This is a genomic window from Candidatus Arsenophonus triatominarum, assembly GCF_001640365.1.
GTDB classification, from domain to species: domain Bacteria; phylum Pseudomonadota; class Gammaproteobacteria; order Enterobacterales; family Enterobacteriaceae; genus Arsenophonus; species Arsenophonus triatominarum.
This window is the reverse complement of sequence record NZ_LWMI01000011.1, coordinates 97,968-112,475: the sequence shown is the minus strand read 5'-3', so window position 1 is coordinate 112,475 and position 14,508 is coordinate 97,968. Positions and strand designations below refer to the sequence as shown.

The 14,508-nt window shown below is 36.7% G+C and carries 11 protein-coding genes, 8 pseudogenes and 1 riboswitch; of the genes and pseudogenes, 7 read left to right on the top strand and 12 right to left on the bottom strand.

What is annotated here, in order from left to right; translation table 11 throughout:
- Positions 1-53 precede the first annotated feature (53 nt).
- From AYJ55_RS11335 to AYJ55_RS28775, 5 genes and pseudogenes are all read right to left on the bottom strand, one after another.
- On the bottom strand, positions 54-542 hold the full coding sequence (locus tag AYJ55_RS11335; protein WP_063653499.1) for an IS630 family transposase: 489 nt from the start codon (positions 540-542) through the stop codon (positions 54-56).
- Complete coding sequence (locus tag AYJ55_RS11330) at positions 511-876, bottom strand: IS630 transposase-related protein (RefSeq protein ID WP_063653415.1); 366 nt, start codon at positions 874-876, stop codon at positions 511-513. The genes AYJ55_RS11335 and AYJ55_RS11330 overlap by 32 nt, the downstream gene beginning before the upstream one ends.
- Entirely contained in the window at positions 860-1,021 is a 162-nt protein-coding gene (locus AYJ55_RS30735) for a hypothetical protein (protein WP_187153235.1), read from the bottom strand. Before AYJ55_RS30735 ends, AYJ55_RS11330 begins: the two co-directional genes overlap by 17 nt.
- A gap of 266 nt (positions 1,022-1,287) precedes the next feature.
- A pseudogene (locus AYJ55_RS25900) lies at positions 1,288-1,610 on the bottom strand (IS4 family transposase); the annotation flags it as partial.
- 56 nt (positions 1,611-1,666) lie between these two features.
- Positions 1,667-2,709 (bottom strand): annotated as a pseudogene (locus AYJ55_RS28775) (IS481 family transposase).
- A 95-nt stretch (positions 2,710-2,804) separates the two neighbouring features.
- On the opposite strand from AYJ55_RS28775, the pseudogene AYJ55_RS35935 reads away from it, so the two are divergent.
- A pseudogene (locus tag AYJ55_RS35935) lies at positions 2,805-2,891 on the top strand (transposase); the annotation flags it as partial.
- A gap of 9 nt (positions 2,892-2,900) precedes the next feature.
- On the opposite strand, the pseudogene AYJ55_RS11315 reads toward AYJ55_RS35935, so the two are convergent.
- The 4 genes and pseudogenes from AYJ55_RS11315 to AYJ55_RS33070 form a co-directional block, all read right to left on the bottom strand.
- Positions 2,901-3,245: pseudogene (locus AYJ55_RS11315) on the bottom strand (integrase core domain-containing protein); the annotation flags it as partial.
- A 24-nt stretch (positions 3,246-3,269) separates the two neighbouring features.
- Complete coding sequence (locus AYJ55_RS11310) at positions 3,270-3,758, bottom strand: IS630 family transposase (RefSeq protein ID WP_063653499.1); 489 nt, start codon at positions 3,756-3,758, stop codon at positions 3,270-3,272.
- Positions 3,727-4,092 carry an IS630 transposase-related protein gene (locus tag AYJ55_RS11305; RefSeq protein ID WP_063653415.1) on the bottom strand — a complete coding sequence of 122 codons (366 nt, stop codon included), beginning with the start codon at positions 4,090-4,092 and terminating at the stop codon, positions 3,727-3,729. The genes AYJ55_RS11310 and AYJ55_RS11305 overlap by 32 nt, the downstream gene beginning before the upstream one ends.
- A gap of 39 nt (positions 4,093-4,131) precedes the next feature.
- Positions 4,132-4,949: pseudogene (locus tag AYJ55_RS33070) on the bottom strand (IS3 family transposase); the annotation flags it as partial.
- A 72-nt stretch (positions 4,950-5,021) separates the two neighbouring features.
- Here AYJ55_RS33070 and AYJ55_RS25895 point away from each other — a divergent pair.
- Positions 5,022-5,706 (top strand): annotated as a pseudogene (locus tag AYJ55_RS25895) (IS256 family transposase); the annotation flags it as partial.
- A 91-nt stretch (positions 5,707-5,797) separates the two neighbouring features.
- Positions 5,798-6,866: pseudogene (locus AYJ55_RS35930) on the top strand (IS982 family transposase).
- A gap of 96 nt (positions 6,867-6,962) precedes the next feature.
- Here AYJ55_RS35930 and AYJ55_RS11270 read toward each other — a convergent pair.
- The 3 genes from AYJ55_RS11270 to rppH form a co-directional block, all read right to left on the bottom strand.
- Positions 6,963-7,814 carry a thymidylate synthase gene (locus AYJ55_RS11270; protein WP_063656422.1) on the bottom strand — a complete coding sequence of 284 codons (852 nt, stop codon included), beginning with the start codon at positions 7,812-7,814 and terminating at the stop codon, positions 6,963-6,965.
- 65 nt (positions 7,815-7,879) lie between these two features.
- Positions 7,880-8,785 (bottom strand): prolipoprotein diacylglyceryl transferase, encoded by a 906-nt coding sequence (gene lgt, locus AYJ55_RS11265; RefSeq protein ID WP_063656420.1) that lies wholly within the window; start codon positions 8,783-8,785, stop codon positions 7,880-7,882.
- 230 nt (positions 8,786-9,015) lie between these two features.
- Entirely contained in the window at positions 9,016-9,546 is a 531-nt protein-coding gene (gene rppH, locus AYJ55_RS11260) for an RNA pyrophosphohydrolase (protein WP_063656418.1), read from the bottom strand.
- A gap of 112 nt (positions 9,547-9,658) precedes the next feature.
- Positions 9,659-9,770: riboswitch (TPP riboswitch) on the top strand.
- An 87-nt stretch (positions 9,771-9,857) separates the two neighbouring features.
- Between rppH and thiB the strand changes: the two genes are divergently transcribed.
- The 4 genes and pseudogenes from thiB to AYJ55_RS34600 all read left to right on the top strand — a co-directional run.
- Positions 9,858-10,859: a thiamine ABC transporter substrate binding subunit gene (gene thiB / locus AYJ55_RS11255; protein WP_063656416.1), complete on the top strand. Its 1,002-nt coding sequence runs from the start codon at positions 9,858-9,860 to the stop codon at positions 10,857-10,859.
- Positions 10,832-12,436, top strand: coding sequence for a thiamine/thiamine pyrophosphate ABC transporter permease ThiP (gene thiP, locus AYJ55_RS11250; RefSeq protein ID WP_063656413.1), 1,605 nt, complete (start codon positions 10,832-10,834; stop codon positions 12,434-12,436). Before thiB ends, thiP begins: the two co-directional genes overlap by 28 nt.
- Positions 12,429-13,130, top strand: a complete 702-nt coding sequence (gene thiQ, locus AYJ55_RS11245; protein WP_063656411.1) for a thiamine ABC transporter ATP-binding protein ThiQ — start codon at positions 12,429-12,431, stop codon at positions 13,128-13,130. Before thiP ends, thiQ begins: the two co-directional genes overlap by 8 nt.
- Positions 13,131-14,307: 1,177 nt before the next feature.
- A pseudogene (locus AYJ55_RS34600) lies at positions 14,308-14,415 on the top strand (IS701 family transposase); the annotation flags it as partial.
- Positions 14,416-14,508: the final 93 nt, after the last annotated feature.

Genomic DNA, 14,508 nt, shown 5'->3' with positions numbered 1-14,508 from the left:
TAACTGTTTTTCTTTCTGCTCATTTTTATTATAGCTAGGCGACTTAATTTTGATTACAGCATATGTATTAAAAACAGGTCATCGATAGTGCATCCTGTTTCCATCTTTTTACGTTTAGCTTGAGACCATTTATGTTCTATAGGATTTAAATCTGGTGAATACACAGGCAAATATTCTATCTGGTGTCCTGCGTTTATAATTGCCTGTTCAATATTCTTACCTTTGTGAAAGCTAGCGTTGTCCATAAAAATAACAGAATTTTCAGGAAGTTCTGGGAGCAATATTTTTGTGATCCAAACATAAAAAACATCACGGTTAATATTGCAATCAAATAATCCGATAGCAAAAAGGGTTGTTCCCAATAAAGCGCCAATAACATTTGTTCTTCCCTTAGCACCCCAGTTTTTCAGGCCAAAACAACGGTGACCTTTTGGGGAATAGCCGTGAGTTCGTGGAGTGTCATGTGAAAAACCACTTTCATCAATAAAAACAACAGATTTATCTTTTTTTTCATACTGTTGTCTTTTTTGCTGATGTGCCAGCCTGTCGCTTTCGTTGGTTTTTGGATGGAATAGAGTTTTTTTTATAGGTTAATCCCAGCTTTTTAAGGGATTGCCAAATAGTCTTTTTACAAACACCGAATCGCTCTGCCCGTTCCTTTTGGTAAGCATCTGGATACTGTTCCACATCTTTTGCTAAAGCATTTTTATCGAGCTTCCTCTTACGTGGCGTTGAATTTTTTGGCTCTGGTCGTTTAAGCCAACGTACTAAAGACGCTTTTCCAATACGGAATTGTTTCGCAGTTTCTCGAATTGTTAAACCTTCGGCTTTCCTTACAGATATTACTTTACGTCGAAAATCAATTGTATAACTCATAACACACCTTGTAATCAAAATTAAGTCGCCTAGCTATATGAGTAATGTGACTCTTTTTAATAAAACTTCCCATGGCAAAAGTGAAGTTTCCATCTGCTTGTTTTTCCACCGCATAGATAGCAGCAAGTTGATTAAAAAACTCCATTTTCATCGGAAATGATATTTATTTAAAAAAATTATTATATCAATAAATTAAATAAAACAATGTCTTCTATATTTATTTTTATATACACAGTTATGTACAAATTATTTTTTCACTCCCGTGTGCTATCTTTGGCAAAATACCAAGAACAAAACCGCAATCTCACACAAAGCCACTTACACGCCAACCAATAACTAATGGTTAACAACTTCTTACAACGCTGCTAATATGATGCCCCTTGGGTCTGAGGAATCCCCAGAAAATCAGTGTTAATAAACCAACACCATATTTCGGTAGTTTTTAGTCAGATGATCAGTACCGTTCGCCTTAAAATTGGCGGGGTGTGTCGCAGGATACTCTTCGCTAACGTCAGATAAGAGATAACTCGTCGTGATTTAATGCTGTTGGCCTGGTACCTCAGGTGTAATCCTTTATTTTCAGCGTGATAACCAAGAAGCCACATGACGATTGTACTCAGCGTTGCCAGCAGACTCAGAACCAACATTCTTCCTGTTGAGCTACTTTTACTGGCCCGAAGACCAAACCCAAAGCATTCGCTTTTTTCGTCGCTGAAGTTCTGCTCTATCTGTATGTAGTAGCTCAGACTTAATCTGACAGTTACCGGTTATTTATACAGTACCTGTCAGGTTAAATTTGATTTAAATCTTTCTCTCTCCAAAGTTGTTTTCCATCGTGTAAAGTTGCCATAGGAGTTCGACCGCAACACATTTTTCCTTGATGAGTGCGTTGGTTATTATATTCCGCTAACCATTTATCTAAATCAGCTTGTAATTCATTTAAAGCCCTATAGATTTTCTTACGAAAAGCCACCTGATAGAACTCTTGTAATACAGTTTTATGAAAGCGTTCACAAATCCCATTAGTTTGAGGTGAACGAGCTTTAGTTTTTGTATGATCAATATCATTGATAGCGAGATAAAGTTGATAATCGTGATGTTCAACTTTACCACAATACTCACTGCCTCTGTCCGTCAGTATACGTAACACCGGTAACCCATGCTGGGAATAAAAAGGGAGAACCTTGTCATTTAATAAATCTGCCGCCGTTATCGCGCTTTTTGTTGTGTAAAGCTTACAATGAACGACTTTACTGTAAGTATCAATGTAAGTTTGTTGATAAACACGACCAACGCCTTTTAAATGACCGACATAAAAAGTATCTTGTGAACCCAGATAACCTGGATGCGCTGTTTCAATCTCACCACAGGCTTCATCATCTTGCGCTTTCTTTTCTAGAGCACTGATTTGTGATTCTGACAGGATAATTCCTTCTGTTGCGATTTTATCTTCAAGCGCTTTTAGGCGTTTTGTAAAATTTTCGAGATTATGGCGCAGCCAAATAGAGCGAACGCCACACTCCCCGAAACAAAAATGCCTTTTTTTCTTAGTTCATTACTACTGCGGTGTTGACCGTGTGCAGGGTATTCAATCGCATACTCGACTACAGCGCTTTCAATCTGTTCATCTACTCTATTTTTTACGTTAGGCACCCGTCGATTTTGATTAATTAAAGCGTCTATCCCACCATCGTTAACAAGTTCCTGGTAGCGATAAAACGTATCTCGGGATATCCCCATAATCTTACAGGCTTTTGAGACGTTATTAAGCTCTTCAGCGAGGTTAAGTAACCCGACTTTATGTTTGATGATAGGATTATTTGTTTGATACATAGAATTACCTTTTATTTAATTATCTAATGATGTTAATTAAAACCGGTAACGCTCTTTTTTAAATCAGAATTGTCGGATTAAGTTAAGACTAATACAAATTAAAAGCCTGGCAACAACGCCCTCTGGAGGCGCTCTATCCTTTTGTCTGGCTCGATGCCATTCATTACAAGATAAAACATGATGTGTAGTGGTCAACTAAAATTGGCCACCCTACCTGACTGTTCACGGAACAGTCGCTCTGATTCGTTTGGCGTTAATCCACCGTTATACCAGTGAGGTCTTATATCGCTATAGTAGTGGGTTATGTAGCGAATAATTGCTGACTGAGCAGTACTAAAGCTTTGGTAGCCAGTCGTTGGCACCCATTCGGTCTTCAGACTACGGAAGAATCGTTCCATCGGACTATTATCCCAACAATTCCCTCTGCGACTGATACTTTGGGTCATCTGATAACGCCACAATGCCTGCCTATACTGACGACTGGTATAATGACTTCCCTGATCACTATGGAACATCACCTGTTTGGGATGCCCACGTATAGCTAGGCGACTTAATTTTGATTACAGCATATGTATTAAAAACAGGTCATCGATAGTGCATCCTGTTTCCATCTTTTTACGTTTAGCTTGAGACCATTTATGTTCTATAGGATTTAAATCTGGTGAATACACAGGCAAATATTCTATCTGGTGTCCTGCGTTTATAATTGCCTGTTCAATATTCTTACCTTTGTGAAAGCTAGCGTTGTCCATAAAAATAACAGAATTTTCAGGAAGTTCTGGGAGCAATATTTTTGTGATCCAAACATAAAAAACATCACGATTAATATTGCAATCAAATAATCCGATAGCAAAAAGGGTTGTTCCCAATAAAGCGCCAATAACATTTGTTCTTCCCTTAGCACCCCAGTTTTTCAGGCCAAAACAACGGTGACCTTTTGGGGAATAGCCGTGAGTTCGTGGAGTGTCATGTGAAAAACCACTTTCATCAATAAAAACAACAGATTTATCTTTTTTTTCATACTGTTGTCTTTTTTGCTGATGTGCCAGCCTGTCGCTTTCGTTGGTTTTTGGATGGAATAGAGTTTTTTTTATAGGTTAATCCCAGCTTTTTAAGGGATTGCCAAATAGTCTTTTTACAAACACCGAATCGCTCTGCCCGTTCCTTTTGGTAAGCATCTGGATACTGTTCCACATCTTTTGCTAAAGCATTTTTATCGAGCTTCCTCTTACGTGGCGTTGAATTTTTTGGCTCTGGTCGTTTAAGCCAACGTACTAAAGACGCTTTTCCAATACGGAATTGTTTCGCAGTTTCTCGAATTGTTAAACCTTCGGCTTTCCTTACAGATATTACTTTACGTCGAAAATCAATTGTATAACTCATAACACACCTTGTAATCAAAATTAAGTCGCCTAGCTATAGTTCCCAAGCCATTTGTAGTGCTTTGGCGGTTAATTCTGAGTCTAGTGCAAATGACATTGCCCAGCCCACCGGTTTTCGGGCAAACAAATCCAATACCACAGCCAGATAGGCCCATCGTGAGCCTGTCCAAATATAGGTTACATCGCCGCACCAAACCTGGTCAGGCTTTGTAACAGCGAACTGCCTATTGAGCAGATTTGGAATATCAATACGTTCATTTCCACCGCGGTTGTATTTATGTTTTCGCTCTTGGCAACTGACGATGATTAATTCTTTCATCAACTTACCCGCTAACCATCGCCCAAGTTTCACGTTGTGTGTATTGGTAACCATCGTGGCGATAGTCCTTGCGCCAGCAGAGCCGCCACTAACGTTCCACGCTTCGCTGACTAGGCTACGTTTTATCGTCCGCTCAATATCTGGCTCCTTAGGCCGACACTAATAGCGATAACTGCTTCGGTGAACATTAAAAATACGACACAAAGTTTTCACCGGATAAAGCACTCTTAGCTTTTCAACTACCGAAAATTTTTCAGTGAGTCGGACATTAAGAGCGCAGTAGCCTTTTTTAAGATGTCATTCTCCATTTCCAGCCGGTGGATTTTTTTCTTCATTTCTCTGAACTCAATTTGTTCAGGTGTTAATGGTAGACCAGGCGATGTTTTCCCTTGACGTTCTAAACGAAGGGCTCTTACCCACCGGCTAATCGCTGAAAGACTGACGTTCATGCCTTTCGCGGCTTCCTGGTAGGTGTAATTTTGGTCAAGGACTAATTTGGCGGTTTCACATTTAAATTCAGCAGTAATTATTTTACTCATTTCGGCACCTATAAAAATTATGAGGTAAGCATATCACCTCAACTTAGGTGGCCAAATTTAGTATGCCACTACAATGGTCACTATATCAATAAGGCAATCTACACAGTACTTGGACTAACCATCGATGGGCATAAGGAATTGTTAGGACTCTATATGTCTGAAACAGAAGGAGCACATCATTGGCTGAGCGTTCTGACTTACATAACCGTGGTATACAAGATATTTTTATCGCTTGTGTTGACGGATTAAAAGGGTTTCCAGAAGCGATGGCCAGTATTTTCCCGCAGACAGAAGTTCAGCTATGCGTAGTTCATCAAATTCGCAATAGCTTACGTTATATTGCCAGTAAAGACCAAAAAGCCTTTATGGCTGATTTAAAGCCGGTTTATCGTGCAGATAAGCGCCTGCTGAGCTTGCCCTTGACGAACTGGAAACGAAATGGGGTGAAAAATACCCGATAGTGCTAGAATCCTGGCGAAGTAAATGGGAGTTGCTCAGTGCTTATTTTCGATACCCTAAAGCCATTAGAAAACCCATTGATACGACCAATGCAGTAGAGGCGGTTCATCGGCAGTTTAGGACATTAACCAAAACCAAAGGGGCTTTTCCTAATGAAAACAGCTTATTAAAATTACTCTATATTGGCATCAATCAGGTATCCAACAAATGGACTATGCCGATTAGTAACTGGGCGTTAACCATTGCTCAATTGTCCATCTATTTTAAAGGGCGCCTAAATGGTATAATCAAAATATAAAATCCCCTGACACAGAATTATGAACACCCTCGCATATTTCGTTAAAATACTCTAACAATCTGGTTAAAGAATAGAGCATTGTTAAACAATGATGGAAAATCTTACTGAACTTTATTGCCTGATGGATGATTTTTGTAAAGACTTCGAGCCAAAAATGCATGAAATTTTGCTGAATAACGGAAGTAAGCGTCGTAGACGGTCTACTCAGCTTTCATTGGCTGAAATGATGAACACTGGTTGTTTTGTTTCATCAACTCCGATTCAGCCAATTCAAGGTATTTTATCTCTATTATGTCCGTTTATATCTCAGGAAGGAATTTCTTAACTTGCCATCATATTCACGCTGCGTAGAGTTACTTCCGCGCAGTGCCTTAGCTTTAACGGCACTGTTTGAGTCAATTAAGGGAAAGTGCACGGGTCTGTCGGTTGCCGATTCTACTCCGATAGCTGTGTGTGATAACTTACGGATCCGCCGGCATAAAGTCTTCGATGGGATAGCTGAACGAGGAAAAACCTCCACGAGTTTCGCACAGGCATATAAAATTCCAGAAATGGCTTAAAAGCAATGGTTAATTTGCAAGTTACTAAAACGTATAAATTTGTTTAAATTACAATAAGTTGCTTTTAATTTATAAGATTTTGTCTATTTATATATTATGCTGAATTAAACTTAAAAATAGAGCGTTTTTTATTGGTGCGAAACTCGTGACCTCAACAGGTTGGTTCTTTGGTTTCAAACTTCATGTAATTATCAATCATTTGGGGGAAATACTCAGTTTTCGACTTACACCAGGAAACACAGATGATCGAAAAGCATTACCTGAGCTGATAAAAGATCTTTCTGGTTGTTTGTATGCGGATAAAGGGTATTTATCGGCTTCACTGAATCAGCAACTGAAAACAATGGGAATTAACCTCATAATGAATATCAAGAAGAAAATGAAGCCTGTTGAACAGACTTGTTTCGACAAAGCCATCTTACGTCATCGTTCTGTCATTGAAACGGTATTTGATGAGTTAAAGATCTTTGTCAGATAGCGCATACGCGGCACCACTCTCCTGCTAACTTTGTAGTGAATTTATTAGCAGGGCTGGTTGCATATTGTTTAATTCCATCTAAACCAAAGATACCTGTGGCAGGAACATATCTTCAAGCATAATTGATAATGCTTATCCCAAACTCAGGTTAAGACTAATACAAATAAGATGGTAGTCACCTTGTTCATGTTAATGATCAAAGCAACCCATAAAAAATGTCATACCGTAAATGGATATTTAATTGCATCATGATATTGGTAACCTATGACTTCAAAATCATCACTAGTCACCCAGCTTTCAATATCTTTTAACGTCTTAATATTAGGATTAATACGCAGTTGCGGTAAAGAATAAGGAATACGCTTCAGCTGGATATCACGCATAATCGAAAGTTGATTTTCATAAATGTGAGCATTCACTATCTTATGGTAAGCCTTACCTGGTTTGTAACCTGTGATCTGAGCAACAAGTGCCAGTAAAACAAAACATTGAACTTGATTAAAGTTTAGTCCCAAAGGAACATCACAACTACGTTGATATGAAGTTAAATAAAGCGTATCAGCTAACAGAGAAAAAATGTGCGTATGCATACAAGGGCGCAAACAACCTAATTCAAACTCACCCGGATTGTAAAAAGTGATTATCTCGGCACGATCATCTATTCCTACCGAAAGGTTGCTAATGACTTTTTGCAGCTGATCTAAATAAGTACCATCAGGCCGTCGCCATGAACGCCCCTGAACACCATAAACCCGCCCCATGTCATCTTCACCTTTACGGTTCGGATTATTGAGCCATGCCTGATTTTCATTCGCATTGGCATTCCATGTATTACAGCCAATATCACGAAATTGTGCAGCGTTAGAATAACCTCTTAGATAACCTAATAATTCAGCAATAGCCGCTTTATAAAAACTTTTGCGAGTCGTAATTAAAGGAAACTGGTTATTTGCGACATCATATTCAAGATCAGCATTAATAACCGTTAAACACCAAACACCTGTGCGTTTATTTTCTACCCACTGCCCTTTATCAATAATACGCTGACATAAATCCAGATATTGTTTCACTATTATTACTCGCTTAGAATCTATTATTTATACTATAAATAAAAACACTGTATTAAAATTTTCTGCTACTTACTCTTTTCTGCCTTGCTAGTAATGGAATAGTTCGTACAATGGTTATCTTTATTATACTTATAGGCCCAGATCATCATTAAAATACCAATAATGATCATAGGGACTGACAAAATTTGTCCCATACTTACACCACAAAATAGCCCCAACTGCGCATCCGGCTGACGGAAAAATTCAACAAAAGTACGGAAAGCCCCATAACCAATCAAAAACAATCCTGAAACACTGCCCATTGGGCGTGTTTTACGAATAAACAGATTCAAAATAATAAATAAAATGATCCCTTCAAAAAACATCTCATAAAGTTGGGAAGGGTGTCGTGGTAATACGCCATACTGCTCTAAAATCGGTAATAAAGAAGGGTCTTGACTAACAATCTGAATGTCTTCTGCCCGTGAGCCTAGGAATAACATTGCCCATGGTGTATCTAATGTTACACGTCCCCAAAGTTCACCATTAATAAAATTACCAATACGTCCCATACCTAATCCAAATGGAATTAATGGTGCAACAAAATCGGCAACTTGAAAAAAATGGCGATGGGTTCTGCATGCGTACCACCACATGGCGCATATCACACCAATTAACCCACCATGAAAAGACATTCCTCCGTCCCAAACTTTAAATAGATACAAAGGATTGCTCAGGAAGGCCGGCAAATTATAAAATAAAACATAGCCTAAACGCCCACCAATAAAGACACCTAAGAAACCAATATAGAGCAAATTTTCAACTTCGTTTTTGGTCCAGCCACTATTTGCTTTTCCGGCTCTCCGTTTTGCCAACCATAGAGCGAAAACAAATCCCACCAAATACATCAAACCATACCAATGAAGGGCTACTGGACCAATCGAGAATATAACAGGATCAATATTAGGAAACACAATATAACTATTATTCATCGTCTCCACTCTTTAGTTTTATAGAGCTTGATAGAATTGCATGACTGCATGCGGTTTAAAATCTAATAGTATTTTATTGATAAAATTCATCAACAAATCTATCTAATGCATACTTTGGCCAGTAAATTTTCCAAAAAATAAACAAGAGTAGCTTTCACTACTCTCACTTCGCTTTCAAAACGACAAAAGTTGGCTATTAAAATAAACCTACTTTCTTTCGCTAAATTTATTTAGCCACGTTTACGCCTATAGGTATGGCTCTTATTTGATGTCATTGCACTGTTTTGCAGTGACATAACCATCGGAGCAAATTCTTTCATAACGCGCCGATAAACATCGCGTTTAAAAGAAACAACCTGACGCACAGGATACCAATAACTCACCCAACGCCAGCTATCAAATTCAGGCGTTTTACTTGTTTGCACACTAATATTATGTTCATTGCAAACCAATTGTAACAAAAACCAACGTTGCTTTTGCCCTATACAAACTGGCTTTGTGTCCCAACGCACCAAACGTTTAGGTAATTTGTAACGTAACCAGTTCCGGGTAGATGCTAATATTTTAACATCTTTACGATCCAACCCAACCTCTTCGAATAATTCCCGATACATTGCCTGTTCTGGCGATTCTTCAGGATTAATGCCCCCTTGAGGGAACTGCCATGAATGTTGCCCATAGCGACGAGCCCATAATACCTGGCCCTGCCGATTACAAATTACAATTCCTACATTCGGGCGGTAGCCATCATTGTCAACCATCTGACTACCTCATCAAAAATTTAAAAGATAGCTTATTGTTTCATACTACTCTATATGGTAAGCCTTTATCAAATATAGTATTTGCAATTATAAGATAACATCTTACAATAAGGCCATCTCAACGGGGTGCTAGCTATGATTAATATTGTTAATAGCTGGCTGAGAAAAACTCGTCGAACCTGATCCGATTAACATCGGCGTAGGGATTTGAGCTACTCTAATGATTTATTCATCAATAAATAGCTTCATTACTGTCCATTCCTCAGATCCTAGAGCATCACTTTTATTTAATTATATAGGAGAACTCAGTATTGAAGAATGTACTGCTAAAAATAGTTAGTATTGGTTTAATTTGTTGTTCAGCTTTCGCTCTCCAGGCAAAACCTATATTAACCGTTTACACTTATGATTCCTTTATCGCAGATTGGGGGCCAGGGCCTACAATAAAGCCTGCCTTCGAACAAATTTGTCACTGTGAACTGAAGCTAATTGGCCTAAATGATGGAGTCGCGTTATTAAATCGCCTTAGAATGGAAGGAAAAAATAGCCCAGCTGATATTGTGCTCGGACTTGATAATAACTTAATTGATCTAGCAAAAAAAACGGGCTTATTTACTGAAAGTAAAATTGACATCAGTCAACTGAAATTACCCATAAAATGGGATAATAATATTTTTATCCCTTACGATTATGGTTATTTTGCTTTTATTTATGATAAAACGCGGATCACTGAAGTGCCTAAAAGTCTCGATGAACTTATTAATAGCCCCCAGCCATGGAAAATTATTTACCAAGATCCACGTACCAGTACACCAGGTTTAGGGCTATTACTTTGGATACAAAAAATTTATGGGCAAAACAGTGCTCAGGCTTGGCAAAAAATAGCCAAAAAAACCGTAACCGTTACTAAAGGTTGGAGCGAATCATATGGATTGTTTTTAAAAGGTGAAAGCGATTTTGTCCTCAGTTATAGCTCTTCACCAGGTTTTCATCTGTTAAATGATAAAAAAAATAATTATGCTGCGGCACTATTTAGTGAGGGGCACTATCTGCAAATCGAAGTGGCCGCCCAATTAGCAACCAGCAAGCAGCCTAAACTAGCTCAACAATTCATGCAATTTATGCTATCTCCAACGTTCCAAAAAACGTTGCCGACAACCAATTGGATGTATCCAGTCATTGATATACCCTTACCCGACGTTTATCAACAAATACCTGTGCCAAAAAAATCATTACAATTTAATGCAGAAGATATTACTCAACATCAAAATCAATGGATCTATTTATGGCAAAATGCCGTCAGCCACCAATAGGGAGTTCACTTTGGCCTGGCATAGTCGTGTCCGGCCTATTAATCACTATTGCGGTAGTCACTTTCAGCACTTTATGGTTACATGCCCCTCGAATAAATTGGCGAAAATTTATTGATGATAGCTATTTATGGCATGTCATTGGCTTTACATTTTGGCAAGCATTACTATCGACCGTCTTATCCGTTATCCCTGCAATATTTCTTGCCAAAGCCCTTTTCCGACGCCATTTTCCAGGTCGAATACTGTTTTTACGCTTATGTTCGATGACACTGGTATTGCCAGTACTGGTGGCCATTTTTGGCTTATTAACCGTCTATGGTCGGGTGGGATGGATTACTCAATTTTGTCAATGGTTAGGTATTAATTACCAATTTACCCCTTACGGCCTAAAAGGCATTTTATTAACACATGTCTTTTTTAATTTACCATTAGCTATGCGGATGCTATTGCTCGCGCTAGAGAATATTGCGGTTGAGCAACGTCAGCTTACCGCACAACTCGGCATGAACCAATGGCAACATTTTCGAATTGTTGAATGGCCTTATCTTAGACGACAGATTTTACCAACATCCGCCCTGATTTTTATGTTGTGCTTCACCAGTTTTGCTACCGTATTGACGCTTGGCGGGGGGCCTGCTGCAACCACAATTGAACTCACTATCTATCAATCATTAAGTTATGATTTTGATCTCAATAAAGCCGCTTTGCTGGCTCTGATCCAACTTTTTTGCTGTTTAGGGCTAGTATTATTAAGTCAAAAATTAAATGTCGTCTTTTCCGTCGGTGCTAGTCGACAATTGAGGTGGACAAATCCAGCTGATAGTCGATGGCAGAAATGGTGGGATACATTACTGATTAGTATAACCCTATTTTTCTTAATTCCGCCTTTCTTGGCTATTATCGTTGATGGTTTAAACTTAACGCTATTACACGTGTTACAACAGCCAGGCTTATGGCAAGCAGGCATTAATTCGATTTTTATCGCTATTAGTGCTGGCGTACTTTGTATTATTCTTACCATGATGTTGCTTTGGAGTAGTCGAGAATTACGTCTGCGTCGCTCAATACTGCTTTATCGAACTTTCGAATTAAGTGGATTATTAATACTGGCAATGCCAGGCATAGTTTTAGCAACCAGCTTCTTTTTATTGCTAAATAATACTATTAATTTAACCTACTCGCCTTATAGTTTAATCATCTTGACGAATGCTTTAATGGCTATTCCTTATGCCTTAAAAATATTAGAAAGTCAGATGTATGACTTAGCTGAACGCTATAATTTATTATGCCTTTCATTACAGATCAAAGGCATAAATCGACTAGCCCTAATTGAATTAAAAGCTTTGAAACGTACAATAGGACAAGCCTTCGCTTTTGCCTGTATACTCTCAATAGGTGATTTTGGTATTATTGCACTGTTTGGTAATGAGAACTTTCGTACCCTACCTTATTATATCTATCAACAATTAGGCTCTTACCGTAATAATGATGCGGCAGTTACCGCGTTGTTAATGCTATTACTTTGTTTCAGCTTATTTAGTTTATTAGAATATTTATCAGGAAAAGAGCATGATTAAATTAGATCAACTTGTCTATTGTTATGAAAATCCAACAATGCAGTTTGATTTTCAAGTAAATAGAGCTGAAAGGGTGGCTATATTAGGCCCTAGTGGCGCAGGAAAAAGTACTCTACTGGATTTGATCGCCGGATTTCAATATCCCAAACAGGGGGAAATTTGGCTAAATAGACAAAATCATACTGCTACACCACCCGCCAAGCGGCCAGTTTCTATCCTTTTTCAGGAAAATAACCTCTTTTCTCATTTAACTGTTTGGCAAAATATTGCGTTAGGCATTTCACCAAATTTAAGATTAGAAAGCGCTCAACATCGCGCAGTAAAACAGATCATAGAACAAGTTTCTCTTAATAATTGTATGACTCGTTTACCTGCACAAATATCAGGCGGGCAACGCCAACGTACTGCGTTAGCGCGTTGTTTGATCCGCCAAAAACCGATTTTATTGTTAGATGAACCTTTTTCTGCTCTCGATCCAGCTTTACGTAATGAAATGTTAACATTACTTAAACAGATGTGTGATGAACGCCAATTAACCTTACTGATGGTTTCTCATAATTTGGAAGATGCTAGCCAAATAGCAACTCGGTCTATCGTAATTGCAGATGGAAAAATTGCCTATGATGGTCAACCAGATTGTTTAATTAATGGATTAACACCCGCAAGTAAACTGCTGGGTATATCTCATTTTTGACATTATTTATAAAATTAATTATTAATTCACACTTTGGCAAATAATTGGATGGTATTTTTCGACCTTTATAATACTATTCGTTGTATTAATACTAAGACTATTTTTTCTAATACAAAAATATATGTTGTCACAATTTTATTAGGAATGTATCTGTTTGTTGTTTTTTATTTAAAAAAAAGGCTTTAAATATTAAAAACATCAATTAATAAAAAATTACTTTTTCAATAAATTAAAAACATAAAATAAACATTTAAAACAAAATACAAACATATTATAAATTATATCAAAATTTAATAATTATTTATTTTTTAATAATATAGAAGAATCAATAATTCGGCAAATAAAACTGAGCGTAGCTTATTTCATCATTTTTTACCTTAATATTCATCATTTCATCTCGCTTTTAGCAAGAATGACATGGATATAAGCGGTTATAGCACTCTATCAATTTAACGAAAAATTAAATAATTTATTATATAATATCGATAAAAAACATTTTGTTAAAAAGATTATTTAAAATAGCACAGAATTTTATTAAATAAATGGATATATTAAACGAAAAATTTTACTACATATAACAGCATTATCAAAAGCTAAGATTGTTGCTGACTAATTACAAAAATCACTAACTTAAATAATCATTTTTAGTGATTACAAAAATAAAAATGACTAATATGTAAAAGCAATTAATCAGAAATAATAAAGCTAAATTTAACTTGTTAAATAACTCAAAAATTATTAAAGAGTGATATCAAATACTCTATTAAATTTATTGTTAACTATAACCATTTTTATTTTATATTTTCAAAAACTAATAATTGAAAATTAAAAAATTATAATAACTTCATTAATTATATGAAAATTTTTATCATGCTGTTATATCATTACCTTTATTTTTGTATAAATAAAATTTATTTTATGCTTTATATAAAAATCCATTATTTTCAATAACAATAAAAAATAATAACGAAAATTCTAAATTTTGAATTTGATTTTATATATAACTTAAAGCAATGTAGTCATGTGTTATATAAAATATAGATGCGCATCTAATTAGCCAAATTTTAATATACCAAATACTAGATGAGGTTATATATGTCAAATAATACACGAGTTCCGCAAGCTCCGAAAAAGAAGTATAAAGTTCAAAACAAGAAAAAATTAGGATGTTTATATTTTGTCAGTTTATCCATGCATTAAAGATAACTACAAAACATTCTTACAGGTGAGCAGTGTGAGATACTCTGGTTTGGCGTTATCAGAAGTAAGCCCATCGCCTTTATCTGTATTAGTCTTGACTTAATCTGACAATTCTGATTTAAAAAAGAGCGTTACCGGTTTTAATTAACATCATTAGATAATTAAATAAAAGGTAATT

What these genes read in the sequence shown, in the direction of transcription:
- AYJ55_RS11330 (WP_063653415.1), bottom strand. Translation starts at nt 876, where the DNA reads ATGAGTTATACAATTGATTTTCGACGTAAAGTAATATCTGTAAGGAAA.
- AYJ55_RS30735 (WP_187153235.1), bottom strand. Translation starts at nt 1,021, where the DNA reads ATGGAGTTTTTTAATCAACTTGCTGCTATCTATGCGGTGGAAAAACAA.
- AYJ55_RS11305 (WP_063653415.1), bottom strand. Translation starts at nt 4,092, where the DNA reads ATGAGTTATACAATTGATTTTCGACGTAAAGTAATATCTGTAAGGAAA.
- lgt (WP_063656420.1), bottom strand. Translation starts at nt 8,785, where the DNA reads ATGAATAATAGTTATATTGTGTTTCCTAATATTGATCCTGTTATATTC.
- rppH (WP_063656418.1), bottom strand. Translation starts at nt 9,546, where the DNA reads ATGGTTGACAATGATGGCTACCGCCCGAATGTAGGAATTGTAATTTGT.
- thiP (WP_063656413.1), top strand. Translation starts at nt 10,832, where the DNA reads ATGGCAAAATGCCGTCAGCCACCAATAGGGAGTTCACTTTGGCCTGGC.
- thiQ (WP_063656411.1), top strand. Translation starts at nt 12,429, where the DNA reads ATGATTAAATTAGATCAACTTGTCTATTGTTATGAAAATCCAACAATG.